The following is an 18610-nucleotide window of genomic DNA, read 5'->3' as shown; positions in this document are numbered from 1 at the left end:
AGCTTAATCTACTTTTTTCTTACGTCCAAATATAGTTCGTTTTTGAATATCTTCAGAATTCCGTACATCTAAAATATCTAGTAAAAATACAAATATCGGAATCCCAACTATTAACCCCCACACACCGAAAAACGTTTCTGAAAAAATTAAGATGACAAATGTGTAAAATATAGGTAAATTCGTTTTTGAAGACATTAGTTTTGGGTTTAAAATATATGTTTCAATCGCATGCACTATAACTACCGTAATTAAGATATAAATGACATCTTGAAAGCCACCAACTGAGTATGCAATAAGCACTAGTGGAACACACGAGATAATTACACCAGCAACGGGAATTAACCCTAATACAAACACCATTATGGATAAGCTAAGTAGTTGAGGAAAATTCATTAAATAAAGTGCTATGGTAGTAATAACTGTGTTAACAAGTGCAATCATCAATTGAGCCTCTAGTACTACCCCAAAGGTCGCAACAAATTTTTTCCCAAAGAATGCTGCTTCTTTAAAAATAAAGCCAACTTTACTTGTTAAAAATTGCCCAGTAAAAGAAGTGACCCGTTCTTTTTCTAAAGAGAAAAATAAACTAAGGATTAAAGCTAAGAAAAACGATAATCCTACCGAGCCGATTCCTGAAAGAGAAGCAATAATAAAGTCAACGCCAGTCTGAAGGTATTTTTGAATATTCGATTCTTTCAAAAATCCGACAATCCACTGCACAATCGTATTATCACTTGGATTATTATAAATCTTTACAAGCGAGTCTACAAGTTGCGATATCTGGTCAATTAAAATTGGTAAGAAGTGTACAATTGCTATGTATAAAAACATGGCTACTAAACAATATAAAACGATAACAATTAATTTTCGTGGTATTCGTATTCTTTTTAAAATCACATTTTCTAATCGCGTAACTAAAAATGCAAAGATAAATGTTAATAATATTAAATCTATCATGCTCCTAAGTAAATATAGTACAATGCCTAGAAGAATAAACACGAGCACCCGTCTTGCTGTGTCATTTTTTTTTAATTTCTCCAACCAATTCATTTCCTCACCAGCCCTTTTCTTTCTTCATTTTATCATAAATTAGTAAAATAGGGTTTACAAAAAAAATTTTCTTCTGTAGAATAGAACCAATCATCCTACCTTTAGAAAGGGGCGTTTTTTTATGGTAGAAAAAATCGAGCGGAAATCTTTAGCTGAACAAGTCTATGAGCAAATAAAAGCTGAAATTACTAGTGGTGCTTGGAAAATTGGCGAACGCATTCCTAAAGAAGCTGATTTAATGACTCAGTTTGGCATCAGTCGAAATACTTTACGGGAAGCAATTCGTGCGCTAGCTCATATTGGCTTACTTGAAACGAAGCAAGGAGACGGAACTTTTGTACGTAATAATAGTGAGCTTCATGCTATTTTGCAAAAACGTGTGCGAGAGTCCTCTGTTCAAGAAATTCTAGAAATGAGGCACGCACTAGACCGAGAAGCAGTTATTTTAGCTTGTGAACGGCGTACAGGTGAAGATTTAAAAACGCTTAAAAAATATCAGCAACTCTGCTATTTAGCTACTAAGAATAATGATGTAACAGCCTTTATAAAAGCTGACTCAGCTCTTCATCTAACAATTGTAAAGGCGGCACATAATGATTTATTGTTAGATATGTATGTAAATATTTTAGAGGAAATACAGTTTTCGATAACGAGTACAACTGAGATGAATCCTGCTGTAAATAAACATAATGGACATGAAACACTTGTATCAGCTATCGAAAAACACGATAAAGAAGGAGCAGCACATGAAGTAACTGAGTATATCACGCTCTTCAAACAGATTGCTGCTAAGAATGGAGATAACAAATGAATTCCGATTTAACAAATAAAAAAATCCTTACTCGTTCAAGTAAGGTAATGCTTATCTTGGGTATTGTTTTAATTGCAGCAAACTTGCGTACACCTATTACATCAGTTGGTCCCTTGCTTGGAATGATTCAATCAGATTTACATTTAACCAATACTATGGCAGGATTACTAACGACAATACCACTTCTTGCTTTTGCTGGATTGTCTCCTTTTGTTTCGAGATTAAGTCGTTTATTTGGAATAGAAGTACTTATTTTTATTGCACTTTTAACGCTTGTTATTGGTAGTTTACTTCGACCTTTTGGAGGAGAATTCTATTTATTCGCTGGAACATTTATGATTGGTCTTGCTATTGCAATTGGAAATGTCATTTTACCTAGTTTGATTAAAAAAGAGTTTCCTTTTAAATTAGGATTAATGACAGGAGTCTACTCGATTTCGATGAATTTATGTGCGGCGCTTGCTGCTGGTTTAACTGTGCCGATAGCAATGAATAATAAATTTAGCTGGCATGGGAGTATGATTTTTTGGGCAGTATTAGGTGTTATAGCTTTAGTTATTTGGCTCCCACAGTTAAAGTATAATCAACGTAGCTCAGAAAAAATTGCAACACATTTAGTTACTACTTCGGTGTGGAAGTCTCCTCTTGCCTGGAAAATTTCATTGTACATGGGATCGCAGTCCGCAATTTTTTATATTTCGATTGCTTGGTTACCGAATATTTTAGCAGATCAAGGTTTATCAAGTACTTCCAGCGGTCTTATGCTTTCACTAATGCAATTTGCTGTTATGCCAATTACTTTTATTATTCCCATTATAGCTGGACGGATGAAAAATCAGCAATTGCTCGTTGGGATTTCTGTTTTATTATTTATGATTGGGATTTTTGGGATTATGTTCGCTTCTGGTAATCTATTTATTTTAGCTACTGCGATTATTTTATATGGGATTGGTTCGGGGATGTCATTTAGTCTTTCGATGATGTTCTTTAATTTGCGAACAACAAGCGCTACCGAATCGGCGGATTTATCCGGAATGGCGCAATCAATAGGTTATTTGTTTGCTGCTTCCGGTCCAATATTATTTGGTACACTCCATGATGCTCTCGGCAGTTGGCAACCAACATTATATGTTCTAATCGGCATTACCCTACTTATGTTATATTGCGGCCTAGATGCTGGACGCAATAAATTTCTCTTTCCACAGAAAAAGTGATTTTGCGCATAAAAAAACTAGTGCGGAAAAAGGGAGTAAACCGCACTAGCTAAAAGGGAGTTTGGGATTTTCATTCTAAAAAGGGAAAGAAATGAAAATGTTTTGCTTGTTGTTAGCTTATACATATAATAACTTTTCAAAAAAAGAATGTGCTGAAAGAAAGATGATAATTTCATGAGAGTTTAAAAAAGTTTTTCTCAGTTTTTTCCTCTTAGTCTTTCTAACTTTTCTGCAATCCTATTTTTTATTTTTTCCGTTTCTTGGGGATGTTTCGTTATTTCATTAGTTTCTGAAATAGTGACTACATCCCCTTCTTTTATGGATGAATCAAGCTTTTCTTTATCTAATTGCCATTCTGTCTGGTTTGGTTCTACTAGAAAAACTGCTTTCCCATCTTCTATCCGATCTAAAATTGCTTTTTTCACCCTCATCACCTACTTTGTTACGGCAAGGCCTTGTTCTTTAATTTGGCGCACAATGCCATCACCAATGCCGTTAATTTTTTTCAAGTCATCTATGGATTGATATGGTCGTTCGGCAATAATTTTTTCTGCAAGCGCTGGTCCTATTAGTGGTAATAATTGTAAATCTTCACTTGTTGCTGTATTCAAATTAATACTATCTGGTAATTCTTCTGATGTTGCATCTTCTGTTTTTTGTGTATTATTTTCTTTGTTATAGCTGCTACCAGGCTTGGGTGTTCCATTTTTTTCGGTTTGGAGATGAATTTTTTCACCGTCAGTTTCGATTGTAATTGTTCCGTTCACATCTGTTCCGTAAGTTTTAATATCTCGTTCTTTTAACCATTCCAATACTTCTACATGTGGATGTCCATAACTGTTGGCCATTTCAGCGGAGTAGACCGCCACTTGAGGTTTCACTTTATCTAGGAAAAATGGCTGGTTGGATGTGGAAGAGCCGTGGTGTCCTAAGTCTAAAATATCTGCTTCTAAATTAGCGCCACTATCTACCATTTCTCTTTCACGGCCTTTTTCTGCATCACCTGTAAAAATGGCGGAAATGTCTTTGTATGTCATTTTTACTGCAATGGAATCATTATTGGCGTCGTTTTCCAATTTATCAGGACTTAAAACTTCTAGATTGAACGGACCAAAAGTTGCTTTTTCGCCGCGTCTTGGTTCTTTGTATTTCGCATCTGATGCTAATGCCGCGTCAATTACTTTCTCATAAATACTACTAGAAAAAGTTAAACCATCCATCCAAATTTCTTTTGGCTTGTATGTAGCAATTACTTTGTCCGCATTACCGATATGGTCTGCGTGTGGGTGGGTTAGTAATAACAGGTCTATTTTCTTTACATTCGCCTCTTTTAAATAAGTCAAAATCCGGTCATCATCTTGTCGGCCAGTATCAATCAAAATAGTCGTACCGTCTTCTGCTTGAATAAGTGTACTGTCCCCTTGACCAACATCAAAAAAAGTAAAGCTCGCGCCATTTAAGGTTTTTTCTGTGACGTTAGATGGTTTAGTAGATGGTTCTGAAAAACTACAACCACTTAAAAATATCGCGATTAAACTAATACAAATTACTAATTTCTTTCTCATCTTTCTCCTCCTGCTCTCTTAGTAGAATAGCAAAGGAATAGAGAACAGTAAAGTCTTTAAAACAAAAACCGCATGAAATCAAAATCGATTTACATACGGCAATTTATCTTGGATTCATTTCACTTTTTCTTTAAAGGAAAAGGATACTTCTTCCGTTTTTGGTTCATAATCAATTTTCCAGTCGTGGTCTTTAAAATACCAATAATCATGATCTTCAATGAAGAAAATTAAGTCTTCTTTTTTCTCAGCGACTGCTGCTTCTTGCGGTTTTTCGGCAGCTAAACCGATAGAGAAACCAGGATGCAAGGAACTATTAGAACCACCATATTTGGCAAAAAGTCGGATTCCATTACCATTAGCTACATCAAACTCATCATGAAACCATTTATTTGCTTGGTCCGTTACCTCGATATTCATACTTTTCACTCCTCGTTTCCATTTTTTGTACGTGTTGATTATTACTCAAGAATAGCAGATTTTACATCGAATTTCACTTTTTCTGCTTTTTGTTATGCAATTAGTATACCTCTTTCTACTAAAATTCAAACCATCATGTATTAAAACAACCACAAAATAAGGATATTGTACTATAACAGATTCGGAATAAAAAAAGCTGTGTGAGAAATAAATCCCACACAGTTTTTATTGCATCTTATTCTAATGGAGCTTTTCCTAAGAAGGCTTTGAACATCCAAATATGTTTGTCAATGCTAGCTTTAAAAGCAATGAGCATATCGTTTGTTACATCATCGCCTTCTTTGTCAGTTAACTCGATACCTTGTTTGTACTCGTCTCTAAGTAATTCTAATGTCCCAACTAAGTCTTCCATCAATTGATCCATTGTTTTAGGTTTTGTATAAGGTGCTTCTTCCACACTTGCATTTTCTAAAAACTCTTTTAAAGTCGAGAATGGGCTTCCGCCGATTGCTAGTAAACGTTCTGCTACTTCATCCATTTGTTCGCCGAATTCGCTATATAAATCATCCATCTTTTCATGTAAAGTGAAGAAGTTGTGACCTCTCATATACCAATGAATTTGATGAATTTTTACTGTGAATACGTTTAAATTCGCTACTTGGTGATTCAAAAATTCCTTTGTGTCAACTGAGTTAATTGTTTTCATAATTATCTTCCTCCTATTTTATAATGATTATCACTTAATAATAAGTATAATCTATTCCCAGACCAATGTCCAGTGTGGAAACCATCACAAAGTATTTACCACTCACACAATTTCTTAAACATTTATTACTGCTTTCTCATTATTTATCGCTTCTTTTATGATAGAATAAAAATGAGATTTACACAACTAGGAGGATAGACAATGGAAAATTATTCTCACCGCTTTCAGGTGAACTTGGCTGGTATGATTGACATTCTCTCTAATCATCTGTATGACGAAAAAGATGTTTATATTCGCGAATTATTACAGAACGCTACAGATGCAATTAGAGCTAGGAAAAAAATAGAACCTACTTTAAATGGAAAAATCCATGTTTCATTATCTGGTGAAAAAAACAACAAAACGTTAATTTTAGAGGATAATGGAATTGGTTTAACGGAAGATGAAGTCCATGCCTTCCTTGCAACTATTGCTAATTCATCTAAAGGTGAAAAAAACTTTGACGGTCAAGATACCAATGATTTTATTGGTCGATTTGGAATTGGTTTACTTTCTTGTTTTATTGTTAGTGATGAGATTGTGATGATTTCTACCTCACAAAAAAACGGAGAAACGACCGAATGGCATGGAAAAGCGGATGGTACTTATTCCGTCCGTAAGATTACAACCGAAAAACGCGAACCTGGTACTCAAGTTTATTTACGGTTACGTCCTGATATGATTGAACACCCTGAATGCGAGGAAACAGAATACTTGATTAATACATTAAAAAAATACGGCTCTTCTTTAGAAAGCGCCATTTTAATAGAAACAGATGGTTATGAACAAGAGATCAACTCATGGACCAAACAATTTGCTAATAAAGAAATATTGTTCAGTCTTTCGAGAGAACAAATTCTTCGCTACGGGGAACATTTACTCGGCACACGATTTCACGATTATTTCTTAATTGAAAATGAATCTGGACGTACTTTTGGCATTGCTTTTATGATTCCTTATACAGTACAAATGAATGCGGTTCGCAAACAAACGGTATTTTTAAACAATATGTATGTGACGAGCGAAGCGAATAACGTTCTTCCTAAATGGGCTTTTTTTGCTGAATGTATACTTTGGACAGATGAGCTTCAGCCAGTCGCTTCACGGGAATCTTTTTATAAAAATGAGCGCCTAGAAATCGTATCTGAGGAGCTAGGTGTGGCGTTAAAAAAAGGAATTGAAACGTTACCTGAGAGCGCGCTAACAAAATTATTATCGACACATTATCTTGGTTTTAAAGCTTTAGCTAGTGAAGATGCCCCATTTTTAAAATTAATTTATTCTTATCTGCCGTTTAAAACTTTGAATGGTGAAGAAAAATTAGCAGATATAATGAAAGAAACGACGACAATCTACTATACTTTTTCGGTGGACGATTTTAGACAGATAACTGATATTGCTCGCTCTAGTGGTATGACATTGATTAATGGCGGTTACTCCTACGATACACCAATTTTAACAATGCTAAATCATTTAGTTGATGAAGCCGAATTTATTTTAATTCAACCCGAAGAAATCACCAACAAATTGTTACCGATGTCTGCTGAAGAAGAAATAACCTATCAACCAATCTTAGCTGAAATGAATAAAATGATGGCAGAATTTGATGCCGATATAACGATTAAGCATTTTGAGCCCAAAACGCTCCCTATTATTTTTATTCATTCTGCCGCTACACAGGCAAGCAGAGAACTGGAACGCTCATTAGAAGAAACGAGTTCTGTTTTCAGTGATATTTTAGAGAGTATTCAGCAAGAACAAGCCCCTGCTCCACTTGCCCATTTGTATTTAAATTTAGATAATGAGCTTATAAAAAAACTGTTCACATCTGGTAAATCTATTAATGAGTTATCGGTAATTGTTAATGTTCTTTATATTCAAGCATTACTGTTAGGACATTATCCACTTAAACGTAAAGAAATGAAATTAATGAATCAAAATATGTTACGAATCTTAGAAATGCTATAGGAGGAAAAAATGGATTATTTAAATGATATTGAAGAAGCTTGGGGCATGGACGACAATGCTGAAAAAGTGAAAATTCTTGAACGGGCCATTGCAAGTGCAGATATGTATAACGATGTAGAAAATGGTATTGAGGCACGTGATTTGCTGATTGATACTTGTTTAACTGCCGGATTTCCAAAAAAACAATTGCAAGCCTTTAGTTGGTTAGTAAAAAAATGGGAAGAAGATGCGACATATATTGACGCTTACGATCTACTTTGGAAATATAAATGGATTAGCGAACATGTTCCTACTTTTGATGAAGTATCCAAAGCGCAAATAGATGGGCTTTTGAATGATATGAAAGTAAAATTCGAACAGCAAAATTATTCCTTGCGCCCTTACTATAAAGTTTGTACCCTTGCTGCCATTCGAATGGGCGAAAAAGACAAAGCAAAAGAACTCTTTGAAAAATGGAACAACACCAAAGCTGATTATTTAAATGACTGTTCTGCTTGCGAAACAAATGATAAAGTTCATTATTACTGTTTTATCAAAGATTTTGAAAAAGCGAAGAAAGCTGCTGCTCCAATTATTAAAGGAAAACAGCGCTGTGCAGAGGTCCCTCATTTAACTTACGGTAGTATGGCTTTAGCATATTTAGAACTTGGTGATGAAAAAATGGCGCAAGAATGTTTTGATAAAGGTTACCCTCTTGTGGAGAAAGCAAGTTCATTAATAGCACCGCTTAGCCACTTGCTTAAGTATTTAGTGCTTACAAACCAAGCTGAAAAGGCTAGAGAAGTCATTGATACGAATAAAGAAATCGTCCTTAAGTCAGAAAGCGGACTAGATCGATTATTATTTTTACAAGCTGCTTATCCTCTTTTGGATCGTGAAACAGAAGCAGACTTGGTGGAATTAGCCGAAACCTTAACAGCAAAATTTGATGCACGAAATGAAAATAGTTTTTATCAAGATCGTTTGAAGTAATATTTGGAACATAGCTAGTTTTTCTAGTTATGTTCTTTTATTTGCGCTATTTAGTATTTTTTAGGATAATACAGGAAGGAGTTGAAGATGATGACGATTTGGGTTAGAAACGGGAATAACGCTGCAACTGAGCAAGAGATTTCTGCAAAAGAAACGGAACTAGGTTTATTCTTACCAGCTGAATATAAAGAGCTGCTTTTGACGCAAAATGGTGGTTTGATTCGAAAAAACCATTTTCCAACGAACGAGCCAACTTCTTATGGTCTTGATGTAGCGGAAATTTATTATTTAGCTAGTTTAAATGAATTATTAACAGACATTCCGGAACAAAATGATGTCGACCTCGCAGGCAAGCAAGTTTATTTTCACCGAGATGAATCGCGCTATATCGGCTTTTCCTATGCAGATAATAGGTCCCTGCCAAGCATTATATATGTAGATTTTGAAACGCTACAAACGCTAGTTGTTGCGGAAAACATGGCTGAGTTTTTGGAGGCGCTATATTTCAGCCCTTTTCCAGTAGATTTCGCCGAACAATTTCCAGTAAAAAAACTAGACCAAATTCTTGCTTCAAGTAATGTCAAAAAAACCAAGCAATTACTAGAGTTATTAGAGGATTATCCAGATAAAACATGGTATTTAGAAACACTCATTTGTTTACTTCAAAAAAACGAAATCCCTTATAATATAGTCGTCTATCAATCCTTTGAAAATCAATTGCTCTATTTCCGGAGAAAACTTGTTCCTGAACTTGTGGAAAAGATTTTCGCGATGCTTAAGGACAGTGATGGAATAGATCAAAGTGCTACTACTGAATTATATAAAGAGTGGGAATAAGGAGGAATTCAATTGGTAAAAGTAGTATTTGTATGTTTAGGAAATATTTGCCGTTCTCCAATGGCAGAAGGACTTTTTCGAAAAGAAGTTGCTAATGCGGGGTTAACGGATGAAATAGAAATTGATTCTGCGGCAACGGGAACCTGGAACTTAGGAAAGCCACCGCACCGTGGTACAAGAGAAGTTTTGAAAAAGCATGGTATTAATTATGAAGTAATGCGCGCTCGGAAAGTAACGGATGCCGATTTTGAACAAGCTGATTATATTATTGGGATGGATCAAAATAATATAGCTGATTTAAATGCACTTAATAAAAACAAAGACGTAACTATTCGTTCACTAATGTCCTTTGTTTCAGGTAAGGAAGAGGAAGAAATTCCTGATCCTTATTACACAGGTGATTTTGATGAAACAGAGCGAATGGTGACAGAAGGAGTCAAGGCTCTTTTAGCTTTTATTACAAAAAAATAGCCTTTTTATCCCTAACATGTTTAGAGACTTGTCACTCGGGAATATATAAGAGTACAATCAAAAGATTAGAAAGAGGTTTTTTTATATGTTAGGAATTATTTGGGGAATCATCGTTGTTTTATTAGCAGTTTGGTTACTTGGGATTATTTTCCATGTAGCGGGCGGATTAATTAATATCTTGCTAGTAGTAGTGTTAATACTCGTTATTTGGAACTTAATTCAAATGGCTAGGAATAAACGTAAATAACTGAAAAAAGAGTGGTTTGGTGCATTAACGTAATGCGCCAAACCACTCTTTTTATTTTTGATTTAAATGTTGTTTTTGTAAAAAATCTTTTAAGTCTAATCGGCTTTTTCTTCCAAGTCCGCGTGCAATTTGCTCGGACCAGCCCTCTACTCGTTTTCCTGCTGTTCGTTCATCGTAGTAATTTTTTATTTGTTCATCGTATTTTGCTAGAGTTGCTGGATTCATTTTTTGATAAGCATTTTCGTGATAAACCAAGTCTTGTGGTAATCTAGGTTTGGCTTTTTCTTTGCCTTTAATCGGATGACCTATTGTTAAGCCAAATAATGGCATCGTATATGGTGGCAAATCAAGAATTCCGGCAATTTGCCCTACGTCGTTACGAATCCCTCCGATAAAGCAAATACCAAATCCTAACGATTCTGCGGCAACAGCCATATTTTGCGCGGCAAGTGCGGCATCAATGATGGAAACAAGCCATTTTTCTGAAGTTTCTAGTGCGGCTGTGTCTACTTGATGTTCTTCTAGGATGGCTTGGTGTCTCGCTAGATCAGCAACAAAGATAAATAATTGTCCTGTCTGTACAGTATATGGTTGATTTCCCGCAATGGCAGAAATTTGTTCCCGAATTTTTTTATCTGTTATTCCGATTATCGAGTATGCTTGAACAAAACTAGATGTAGATGCAGCCTGCGCACTTTTAATGAGTAAAGCTAATTCTTCTTCTGTTAAAGCTTTATCTTCAAAGTTCCGTACTGAATAATGACCTAATAAGGCATCTATCGTCTGATTCATCCTAACTCCCCCTTAGTCTTTAAAGATTTTTCGGTCGTAATTCGGTTCTTGTAAAAGCGCGCCAAAACTCTGTTGCCGTAACGCTTCATATGCTAAAACTGCTGCGGTGTTAGATAAATTTAAAGAACGAATATGATCTGTCATTGGAATGCGTAAACAATTTTCTTCATTTGCTTGTAAAAGTTCATCAGGCAAACCAGTAGTTTCTTTTCCAAAAACGAAGAAATAATTTTTATTCGAATCACTATAATCGACGTCACTATAAACATGCCGCCCAAATTTAGTTATATAGTAGAATTCTCCACCGGCATTTTTTTCGAAAAACTCATCTAGAGAATCGTAATAGGAAAGTTTCACATTATCCCAGTAGTCAAGTCCGGCGCGTTTTAACATTTTATCATCTGTGGAGAAACCAAGTGGACGAATTAAATGTAAATAAGTGTCTGTTCCAGCACAAGTTCTTGAGATATTTCCTGTGTTTGCAGGGATTTCTGGTTGATATAGTACGATATGGTTTGGCATTTCTTTTCACCTTGTTTCTATTAATTTGGTATTGCTGTTAATTCTTGGAGTACTTGTTTATCCTGTTCGTTTTGGAGCGCTTTTTGGACAGCTTCTTCCGCTTGTTCTCCGCCAATTTTACGTAAGGCCCATCCAGCGGTTCCGCGAATGACTGGTCTCGGATCATTTTCCAAGCAATCAATTAATTCTGGTACTGCAGTTTTATCTTTATAACGAGCTAAAATAATTATCGCATTTCGTTGGATTGGCTTTTTTCCACGCCATGAACCAGCCATATCACCAAACTGCTCTTTGAAAGCGCGATTTGAAATATGTAGCAGTGGCTTTAACTCGGGACGAACAAGCTCCGGATCCGGCTCCATTTCCTCATGAAAATGAAAATCATGCCCTCGATTATATGGACAAACTACCTGACAAGTATCACAGCCATACAAACGATTATGCAATACTTCGCGATATTTTTCATCTAGAAAGTCCTTTGTTTGGGTAAGATAGCTTAAACAGATTTTCGGATTCATTTTTCCTTCACCTAACAAGGAACCTGTTGGACAAGCTTTGATACATTGATTGCAGCTGCCACACAAGTCGCTAGCAGGCGTATCTGGTTCAAAAGGGATATTGGTTATCATTTCCCCTAAATAAACCCAAGAGCCGTATTCTGGCGTAATAAGCAGCGTGTTTTTCCCGCGCCAACCAATGCCAGCTCGTTCTGCCACAGCCACATCAGATAATTCACCGGTATCTACCATAGATTTCATCCGTACATTAGGTAAACGTTCACTTAAAAAGTGTTCCAGTAAAGCTAATTTTTCTCGTAAAACAGTATGATAATCGATGCCCCACGAAGCTCTAGCAAATACGCCGCGTCTTGCTTCTTTTTTACTGATAGGAGCTTCTGTTAATTTAGATGGATAAGCAAGTGCGATAGCGATAATCGACTGAGGTGCTTTGAAAATAAGCTCCGGATATACACGCTCATCAATAACCGGATGCTCAAACCCTGTAAAAAGATTTAACGCTTCAGCTTCTAATAACCGTTCCTTTAAAAATAAAAAAGGGTCCGCTGTCGTAAAACCAATTTTTTGAATTCCAATTTCATGTGCATAAGCAATTAGCTCTTCTTTTAGCGCTGCGTAATTTGATTCTGGCTTCACTATCATCATTCCCCCTTTCCTTATTTTCAGGCAATAAAATAAACGCAATGCTTCGCTTAAAAAGGTCGAAACACTGCGTTGATAACAGGATTTATAAAAAATATAAAGCGGGTGATGGGAATCGAACCCACGACAACAGCTTGGAAGGCTGTAGTTTTACCACTAAACTACACCCGCACAGTAAGTAGTTCTTAGTGTTTTAACAACTTTTATATAATACCATTCTATGTTAGTTTTGACAAGACTTTTTCTGGAATTTCTTTGTAAAAAATAAAATTCCACTGTATTTATGATTTTTCAAGTCTTTTTACTTACTTATATACTACGCAGTAAATATTGATTCTCATCCTTAAGTAGTAAAGCTTCTGAACCAAATGTGGTAAAATGGATGAAGGAATGGTAAAGAAATCGTTGACTTTAAGTAGTATTGTTCCGCTTCTTTCGAACGACAATGCTACTTCTAGTGCATCACAAACTATAGAAGTAAGAGCAACAGGGATAAATGGTACTAGTGGCGGGACACTTTATCAACTTAATGAAGGATGTGTGAAGTATGGAAAAAAATATTGAATACTCCTGTATAGTCCCTGTTTTTAACGAAGAAGAAGTTCTACTAAAAACTTACGGGAGACTTACAGAAGTCATGCAAACCCTTGACGGTCCCTACGAAATTATTTTTGTTAATGATGGTAGTCGAGATTTAACGAAGAGTATGTTGCAAAAATTAAGTGCAGAAGATAGTTGTGTAAGAGCTATCCATTTTTCCAGGAATTTCGGGCATCAAATTGCTATTACTGCTGGAGCCAATTATGCGCATGGTAAAGCAGTTATTGTTATAGACGCAGATTTACAAGATCCCCCTGAGTTAATTATTGAAATGGTAGCAAAGTGGAAAGAAGGCTACCAAGTTGTATACGCTCAACGTCTGAAACGAAAAGGTGAAACTTTCTTTAAAAAACAAAGTGCTTCTCTCTTTTACCGTATTTTAACTAAATTAACAGATATTAATATTCCGGTTGATACTGGTGACTTCCGACTCATGGATGCGCAAGTTTGTCGGGAGCTAGCTGGATTACATGAAAAAAATCCTTTTGTTCGCGGACAAGTTAGTTGGCTTGGTTTTAAACAAACAGCCCTGCATTATGAACGTGATGAACGCGCGGCTGGAGAAACAAAATATCCACTCAAAAAAATGATTAAATTATCTATAGACGGAATTACATCCTTTTCTTATCGTCCATTAAAACTGGCAAGCTATCTTGGCGTTTTAACAGCTTTCATTGGTTTTATTTACTTAATTATTGTGCTTTTCCAAAGGTTCTTTACTGATACAACATTAACTGGTTGGACTTCTATTATTATTTTACAACTCGTTTTTGGGGGAACAATTCTCTTCATTCTCGGCTTAATTGGTGAATATATTGGTCGAATTTATGATGAAGTAAAAGACCGCCCGCTTTATATTGTTGAAGAAGAAAATGGTTTTTCTGATCAAAAATAATAGATAGTTAAAATCCTGGTTGATTTACTAGGATTTTTAACTATATTCAAGCTGTTTTATTAGCGCTTTATCATTTTTATGTGAGAAAATAAAAGTATGTTTTTAAAGACTACTGGAGGCTTGCTTATGACATTTTGGCAGGATATGATGAATTTCTTTTCTTATGATAATTTAATGTACTGGCTAAGTGAGTATCGGAATTTAGGTCCACTTTTAGCTTTTTTCTTACCTTTTATTGAAGCGTTTTTACCTTTTTTACCATTTATTGTTTTTGTTGTAGTGAACGTAAATGCATATGGACTATTTGGTGGCTTTTTAATCTCCGTTACTGCTGCAATTGCAGGTAGTTTATGTGTTTTCTTGTTAGCTCGAAAATTTGGACAAACTCGATTTTTACGATTTATTTCTGGACACAAACAAATTAAACGAGTAATGGAATGGATTGATAGACATGGTTTTAGTCCGATTTTCATTTTACTTGTAATGCCTTTTACACCATCTTCTGCTGTAAATATCGTTGCAGGTCTCTCTAAAATAAAAGTTTACCAATTTATCTTAGCGCTTGTAGGCGGAAAATTAATAAAAGTCTTTGCGATTAGCTATATTGGTTATGATTTCGTAGACTTGATTCACCAACCGCTTAAACTGGCTATTTTAGCAGTTTCTGTCTTAATTTTATGGTTTGTTGGGAAACGGCTGGAACATTGGATGTCAGGAAAAAATCTTAAATAAAAACGGCAAGCACATGTTTTGTGTGCTTGCCATTTTTTTAATACAGTAAATCTAAAAATTCGTCTTTAGTAATATTACCAAAGTATTCTTTTACTTCTATATCAGCTAATGCCTCAGCTAATGCTTCTCGCTTATATGTTATATTTACTAATTTCTCCTCAATATCCGCCACATTTTTTACGCCAAAGAAGTCACCGAAAATCTTAATATCTGTAATAACTCCTTTTTGGACGTTTAAGCGGACATCGACTGCTCCAACTGGAAAACGTTTTGTCCGTGTTAAATCGAATTTTGGCGATTTACCGTAGTTCCAATCCCAATTACCATAACGTTTAGCAGAAATTTCATGGATTTTTTCCCAATCAGCAACAGTTAATTTATATTCTTTTACATCTTCTACTTTATCCACATTAAAAATATAAAGTAATAATAAATCACGGAATTCTTCGGTAGTCATTTCTTGATCCATAAAATCAGAAATATTCGCTACACGACTACGAACAGACTTAATTCCTTTTGATTCAATTTTATCTTTACGTGGTTTTAGTGATGCAGCGACGTTATCCAAGTTCAAATCATACATTAAAGTACCATGGGAGAACATTTTTCCTTTTGTTGCAAATTGCGCATTTCCTGATACTTTAAAACCATCGATTAATAAATCATTACGTCCTTTTAATTCCGCATTTACGCCTAAACGTTTAAGAGCTTCGACAATCGGTTGTGTAAACTTCGCAAAATTATGGAACGATTCGCCGTCATCATCTGTAATAAAACTAAAATTCAAGTTGCCCTCATCATGATAAACAGCGCCACCACCTGAAAGTCTACGCACAACAATCACATCATTTTTCTCGACGTATTCTGTATCGATTTCTTCTACCGTATTTTGATTCCGACCAATAATTATTGATGGCTTATTAATGTAGAAAAGTAGAACAGGTTCATCTAACTTCAATTCGGTTAAAATAAATTCCTCCACTGCTAAATTAATACGCGGATCTTTTTCATTATTATTATCTATAAAATACATACCCCTAACCCCTTTTCTTCTATATTAAAATGTTTTCGTAAATCCTTTTGATGCGAGTGCAATTTCTCCGGTGTAAATGGCTGCTGCTTCTTGTTTCAATACTTCTAAATCTCCAACTTCTGGCAAATGGCTAAGGAGTAACGATTTCACATTTGCTTCTTTAGCAATTTTTGCGACTTCGGTACTTGCCATATGAACTTTTGTTTTACCAGCTAAATCATGGAAAAAGTTCGTATCTGTTACGAGTAAATCTGCGTTTTCTGCAAAAGGAATAAAACTATCTTGATAAGCGCTATCTGCGGTGTATACAAAGATTTTCCCTGCTGCTTCAATTCGCATGGCGTAACAAGGTACTGGATGAACTGTTTTTAAGAAGGTTACTTTAAACGGTCCAATTTCAAGCGTGTCATCTGCTTTATACTCTACTGCTTTTGTTACATTCGCCATTTCTAAATAAGAATAGCCACGTTCATCTTCTTTGTGCCCATAAATAGGTAAGACAGGTGGTTTTTCTTTTTTTTGTGACAACAAACGAATGTGCTGCAAAATTCCTACGTCTGCTACATGATCTGGATGGTAATGAGAAATTATTGCGGCATCAATGTCATCAGGGTCAATGAAGTTTTGCATGATGGAAACGGCACTTGCCCCCACATCAATTAATAACTTAAATCCAGCTTCTTCTAGCAAATAACTCGATGTTCCTTCGTTCGCTACCGGATAGCCGCCCCAATGTCCAAAAACGGTTAGTTTCATTACTGCACTTCCTTTCTCAATATAAACCTCATATATATGATACAACATTTATAATAAAAGGAGAAATCATCCAAAAGCTACACACACTATTTAAGGAAACATTTGACAAAATAAATATAATTTCTATTTCAAATTAACTATTTATCCTTTTTCAGAGTTTCTTAAAATTAAATGATACACTTTAAACATCAAAGCTTAAAGGAGTTGACAAACTTTACATCAAGCAAAGGAAAAACAAAAAAATGTTGGTGAAAAGTAAATTAACAAATCACCCAAACATAGATAACAGCGTATGTATATAAACCTGAACAATATGTTTTTGTCCTTGCACAAGTTGAGCAACCAAAAAGATACAATATCTGTTATCATTCAACTTGCCTTTAGTAAGAGGCGTTTCTACGATATAGCTTTATTGTTGAAGCTTGAAATAAAGCTATAGACGCGATAAATTCCATTTCCGGATGGCAAGATGAGTATATTTTATTAGTAAAGGAGTTTGTAGTAGTAAATACTATTACAACACTCAAATTTAACGAAACACCTAGCAAAACAAAAAATTATTTAAAAGGATGGTTAAAAAGTTGAGACATTTTAAAAAGTGGAGTTTATGTTTAATGAGTACTTTCCTGCTAGTTGGTTTACTAGCTGCTTGTGGTAGTAACGGAGAAGGTTCAGTAGAGAAAGCTTCTGCTGATAAAGAAGCAACCACAAAAGATAAAAAAAGTGATGTATATAGTGGCAAAGAGTTAGAAAAATATAATGCTTATGTAGAATTTAGTAATGCAGTTAATTCAGAATTTTTAGAAGCTCAATCACAATATTTCCAAGATTATTCTGATGAAAACGGAAAATATAAAAAACCAGGTAATGATTTTTATCCACCACTTAGAGGTGTATCTTTAACAAAAAGTTCTATTGATACTGTCAATAAATTCGTAGATAAATCACCTTCGTTCGCAGTAGATAAAGAAGCTAAAAAACTTGTTAAAGATTTAGAAGCAGATACAAAAACACTTACTGAGTTAAGCGACTATTATACTTCTAAAGGATATATTGATGATAATTTTAAAAAAGCAGAATCTCTGCATAATGATTTATTAAAATCTAGCGAAACTACCAACAAAGATATTAAATCCTTTAACGAAAAAATGAGCAAGATTATCGACAAACAACAACAAGCCGCAGCCAAAGAAATGAAAGATGCTGGTGAGTTAACAATTTATAATGTAAATAATTTCATTTCTCAAACTGAAAAATTAATTACAACGCTACAAAGTAAAGGTATTAATGCATCAAATGTACTTGATACAGATCTAGCAGCTTATGAAGAAGCATACAATCAATTCACTAAATCCTATGATGAGTTAGTAAAAGCTAGTACAGATGAAAAACAGCTTAAAAAAGAAAAACTTACTGAAAATGATCTTTCTGGAATAATGAATTCTGCTAAAACAACAAAAGCAGATGCATCCAGTTTATTAAATCGTCTTAAAAAGAAAGAAGCTATTTCTCAAACTGAACTTGAAAACCCATCATTTATTAATACAGTTGAAGGAACTCCAGAAAAATTAATGGATTCTTACAATGAGTTAGTAACTGACTATAATTCTTTCATTAATTTCCATTAAAAACCTTATTACAAAAATATATAAGATATAAAACTAAACTTAGTATCGACCAGATTCCTCTGGTCGATACTTTTTATCCAATCATACTATAAACTGAGTTACAACCAAATTTCGCTTTAATTGGTAAGTACTTGTAGCACAACGATTCCTTAGTCAGAGTTAGTTAGCTAACGAATTATAATACGCCCCCAAAGT

21 protein-coding genes and 1 tRNA gene are annotated in these 18610 nt (G+C 34.9%); 11 read left to right on the top strand and 11 right to left on the bottom strand.

The window, feature by feature from the left end; genetic code table 11:
- Positions 1-3 precede the first annotated feature (3 nt).
- Positions 4-1050, bottom strand: coding sequence for an AI-2E family transporter (locus tag HCB38_RS03695; RefSeq protein WP_185637589.1), 1047 nt, complete (start codon positions 1048-1050; stop codon positions 4-6).
- 121 nt (positions 1051-1171) lie between these two features.
- Between HCB38_RS03695 and HCB38_RS03690 the strand changes: the two genes are divergently transcribed.
- Complete coding sequence (locus HCB38_RS03690) at positions 1172-1861, top strand: FadR/GntR family transcriptional regulator (RefSeq protein WP_185318371.1); 690 nt, start codon at positions 1172-1174, stop codon at positions 1859-1861.
- The gene (locus tag HCB38_RS03685; RefSeq protein ID WP_185318370.1) at positions 1858-3075 is read left to right on the top strand and encodes a CynX/NimT family MFS transporter; all 1218 of its coding nucleotides are present in this window, start codon (positions 1858-1860) and stop codon (positions 3073-3075) included. Before HCB38_RS03690 ends, HCB38_RS03685 begins: the two co-directional genes overlap by 4 nt.
- A 197-nt stretch (positions 3076-3272) precedes the next feature.
- Here HCB38_RS03685 and HCB38_RS03680 read toward each other — a convergent pair whose 3' ends face one another.
- From HCB38_RS03680 to fri, 4 genes are all read right to left on the bottom strand, one after another.
- A complete protein-coding gene (locus HCB38_RS03680) occupies positions 3273-3500 on the bottom strand; it encodes a DUF3006 domain-containing protein (protein WP_185318369.1) in 228 nt (75 codons plus the stop codon).
- Between the two features lie 9 nt (positions 3501-3509).
- Entirely contained in the window at positions 3510-4640 is a 1131-nt protein-coding gene (locus HCB38_RS03675; protein WP_185637588.1) for an MBL fold metallo-hydrolase, read from the bottom strand.
- A gap of 114 nt (positions 4641-4754) precedes the next feature.
- A complete protein-coding gene (locus HCB38_RS03670) occupies positions 4755-5057 on the bottom strand; it encodes a HesB/YadR/YfhF family protein (RefSeq protein ID WP_185318367.1) in 303 nt (100 codons plus the stop codon).
- 235 nt (positions 5058-5292) lie between these two features.
- A complete protein-coding gene (gene fri / locus HCB38_RS03665; protein WP_003761404.1) occupies positions 5293-5763 on the bottom strand; it encodes a non-heme iron-binding ferritin Fri in 471 nt (156 codons plus the stop codon).
- Positions 5764-5964: 201 nt separating this feature from the next.
- On the opposite strand from fri, the gene HCB38_RS03660 reads away from it, so the two are divergent.
- From HCB38_RS03660 to HCB38_RS03640, 5 genes are all read left to right on the top strand, one after another.
- Complete coding sequence (locus HCB38_RS03660) at positions 5965-7770, top strand: HSP90 family protein (protein ID WP_185637586.1); 1806 nt, start codon at positions 5965-5967, stop codon at positions 7768-7770.
- Positions 7771-7779: 9 nt separating this feature from the next.
- Positions 7780-8742, top strand: coding sequence for a hypothetical protein (locus HCB38_RS03655; protein ID WP_185318365.1), 963 nt, complete (start codon positions 7780-7782; stop codon positions 8740-8742).
- A 90-nt stretch (positions 8743-8832) separates the two neighbouring features.
- Positions 8833-9579: an SMI1/KNR4 family protein gene (locus HCB38_RS03650; RefSeq protein WP_185637584.1), complete on the top strand. Its 747-nt coding sequence runs from the start codon at positions 8833-8835 to the stop codon at positions 9577-9579.
- A 12-nt stretch (positions 9580-9591) separates the two neighbouring features.
- Positions 9592-10050, top strand: coding sequence for a low molecular weight protein-tyrosine-phosphatase (locus HCB38_RS03645; RefSeq protein ID WP_185619093.1), 459 nt, complete (start codon positions 9592-9594; stop codon positions 10048-10050).
- Positions 10051-10135: 85 nt separating this feature from the next.
- A complete protein-coding gene (locus HCB38_RS03640; RefSeq protein WP_003761398.1) occupies positions 10136-10297 on the top strand; it encodes a lmo0937 family membrane protein in 162 nt (53 codons plus the stop codon).
- Positions 10298-10348: 51 nt separating this feature from the next.
- Here the strand turns inward: HCB38_RS03640 and nfsA are convergent, their stop codons facing one another.
- The 4 genes from nfsA to HCB38_RS03620 form a co-directional block, all read right to left on the bottom strand.
- Positions 10349-11089: an oxygen-insensitive NADPH nitroreductase gene (nfsA, locus tag HCB38_RS03635; protein WP_185637582.1), complete on the bottom strand. Its 741-nt coding sequence runs from the start codon at positions 11087-11089 to the stop codon at positions 10349-10351.
- Positions 11090-11101: 12 nt separating this feature from the next.
- Positions 11102-11611 (bottom strand): tRNA (uridine(34)/cytosine(34)/5-carboxymethylaminomethyluridine(34)-2'-O)-methyltransferase TrmL, encoded by a 510-nt coding sequence (gene trmL, locus HCB38_RS03630; RefSeq protein WP_185318362.1) that lies wholly within the window; start codon positions 11609-11611, stop codon positions 11102-11104.
- A 20-nt stretch (positions 11612-11631) separates the two neighbouring features.
- Positions 11632-12771 (bottom strand): tRNA epoxyqueuosine(34) reductase QueG, encoded by a 1140-nt coding sequence (gene queG / locus HCB38_RS03625; protein WP_185637580.1) that lies wholly within the window; start codon positions 12769-12771, stop codon positions 11632-11634.
- Between the two features lie 100 nt (positions 12772-12871).
- A tRNA-Gly gene (locus tag HCB38_RS03620) sits at positions 12872-12942 on the bottom strand.
- 219 nt (positions 12943-13161) lie between these two features.
- On the opposite strand from HCB38_RS03620, the gene HCB38_RS03615 reads away from it, so the two are divergent.
- The 3 genes from HCB38_RS03615 to HCB38_RS03605 all read left to right on the top strand — a co-directional run bounded on the left by HCB38_RS03615 (position 13162) and on the right by HCB38_RS03605 (position 14998).
- Positions 13162-13335 carry a hypothetical protein gene (locus HCB38_RS03615; RefSeq protein WP_246414921.1) on the top strand — a complete coding sequence of 58 codons (174 nt, stop codon included), beginning with the start codon at positions 13162-13164 and terminating at the stop codon, positions 13333-13335.
- Entirely contained in the window at positions 13319-14266 is a 948-nt protein-coding gene (gltA, locus tag HCB38_RS03610) for a glycosyltransferase GltA (protein ID WP_185318360.1), read from the top strand. The genes HCB38_RS03615 and gltA overlap by 17 nt, the downstream gene beginning before the upstream one ends.
- Positions 14267-14392: 126 nt before the next feature.
- Positions 14393-14998, top strand: a complete 606-nt coding sequence (locus HCB38_RS03605; protein ID WP_185318359.1) for a TVP38/TMEM64 family protein — start codon at positions 14393-14395, stop codon at positions 14996-14998.
- A 37-nt stretch (positions 14999-15035) separates the two neighbouring features.
- Here the strand turns inward: HCB38_RS03605 and lplA1 are convergent, their stop codons facing one another.
- Positions 15036-16031, bottom strand: a complete 996-nt coding sequence (lplA1, locus tag HCB38_RS03600) for a lipoate protein ligase LplA1 (RefSeq protein ID WP_185318358.1) — start codon at positions 16029-16031, stop codon at positions 15036-15038.
- Between the two features lie 24 nt (positions 16032-16055).
- A complete protein-coding gene (locus HCB38_RS03595) occupies positions 16056-16787 on the bottom strand; it encodes an MBL fold metallo-hydrolase (protein ID WP_003761386.1) in 732 nt (243 codons plus the stop codon).
- A 614-nt stretch (positions 16788-17401) separates the two neighbouring features.
- On the opposite strand from HCB38_RS03595, the gene HCB38_RS03590 reads away from it, so the two are divergent.
- Positions 17402-18415, top strand: coding sequence for a DUF3829 domain-containing protein (locus HCB38_RS03590; RefSeq protein ID WP_185318357.1), 1014 nt, complete (start codon positions 17402-17404; stop codon positions 18413-18415).
- Positions 18416-18610 lie beyond the last annotated feature (195 nt).

Origin of the sequence: Listeria farberi (assembly GCF_014229295.1) — a bacterium.
GTDB classification, from domain to species: domain Bacteria; phylum Bacillota; class Bacilli; order Lactobacillales; family Listeriaceae; genus Listeria; species Listeria farberi.
The sequence above is the reverse complement of the archived record's forward strand: the minus strand, read 5'-3'. Positions and strand labels throughout refer to the sequence as shown.

Coding starts and splice junctions, on each gene's coding strand:
- HCB38_RS03685 (WP_185318370.1), top strand. CDS start 1,858: ATGAATTCCGATTTAACAAATAAAAAAATCCTTACTCGTTCAAGTAAG.
- HCB38_RS03675 (WP_185637588.1), bottom strand. CDS start 4,640: ATGAGAAAGAAATTAGTAATTTGTATTAGTTTAATCGCGATATTTTTA.
- HCB38_RS03695 (WP_185637589.1), bottom strand. CDS start 1,050: ATGAATTGGTTGGAGAAATTAAAAAAAAATGACACAGCAAGACGGGTG.
- HCB38_RS03670 (WP_185318367.1), bottom strand. CDS start 5,057: ATGAATATCGAGGTAACGGACCAAGCAAATAAATGGTTTCATGATGAG.
- HCB38_RS03605 (WP_185318359.1), top strand. CDS start 14,393: ATGACATTTTGGCAGGATATGATGAATTTCTTTTCTTATGATAATTTA.
- fri (WP_003761404.1), bottom strand. CDS start 5,763: ATGAAAACAATTAACTCAGTTGACACAAAGGAATTTTTGAATCACCAA.
- HCB38_RS03690 (WP_185318371.1), top strand. CDS start 1,172: ATGGTAGAAAAAATCGAGCGGAAATCTTTAGCTGAACAAGTCTATGAG.
- HCB38_RS03595 (WP_003761386.1), bottom strand. CDS start 16,787: ATGAAACTAACCGTTTTTGGACATTGGGGCGGCTATCCGGTAGCGAAC.
- lplA1 (WP_185318358.1), bottom strand. CDS start 16,031: ATGTATTTTATAGATAATAATAATGAAAAAGATCCGCGTATTAATTTA.
- HCB38_RS03660 (WP_185637586.1), top strand. CDS start 5,965: ATGGAAAATTATTCTCACCGCTTTCAGGTGAACTTGGCTGGTATGATT.
- HCB38_RS03615 (WP_246414921.1), top strand. CDS start 13,162: ATGGTAAAGAAATCGTTGACTTTAAGTAGTATTGTTCCGCTTCTTTCG.
- queG (WP_185637580.1), bottom strand. CDS start 12,771: ATGATAGTGAAGCCAGAATCAAATTACGCAGCGCTAAAAGAAGAGCTA.
- HCB38_RS03640 (WP_003761398.1), top strand. CDS start 10,136: ATGTTAGGAATTATTTGGGGAATCATCGTTGTTTTATTAGCAGTTTGG.
- HCB38_RS03650 (WP_185637584.1), top strand. CDS start 8,833: ATGACGATTTGGGTTAGAAACGGGAATAACGCTGCAACTGAGCAAGAG.
- HCB38_RS03655 (WP_185318365.1), top strand. CDS start 7,780: ATGGATTATTTAAATGATATTGAAGAAGCTTGGGGCATGGACGACAAT.
- gltA (WP_185318360.1), top strand. CDS start 13,319: ATGGAAAAAAATATTGAATACTCCTGTATAGTCCCTGTTTTTAACGAA.
- trmL (WP_185318362.1), bottom strand. CDS start 11,611: ATGCCAAACCATATCGTACTATATCAACCAGAAATCCCTGCAAACACA.
- nfsA (WP_185637582.1), bottom strand. CDS start 11,089: ATGAATCAGACGATAGATGCCTTATTAGGTCATTATTCAGTACGGAAC.
- HCB38_RS03590 (WP_185318357.1), top strand. CDS start 17,402: ATGAGTACTTTCCTGCTAGTTGGTTTACTAGCTGCTTGTGGTAGTAAC.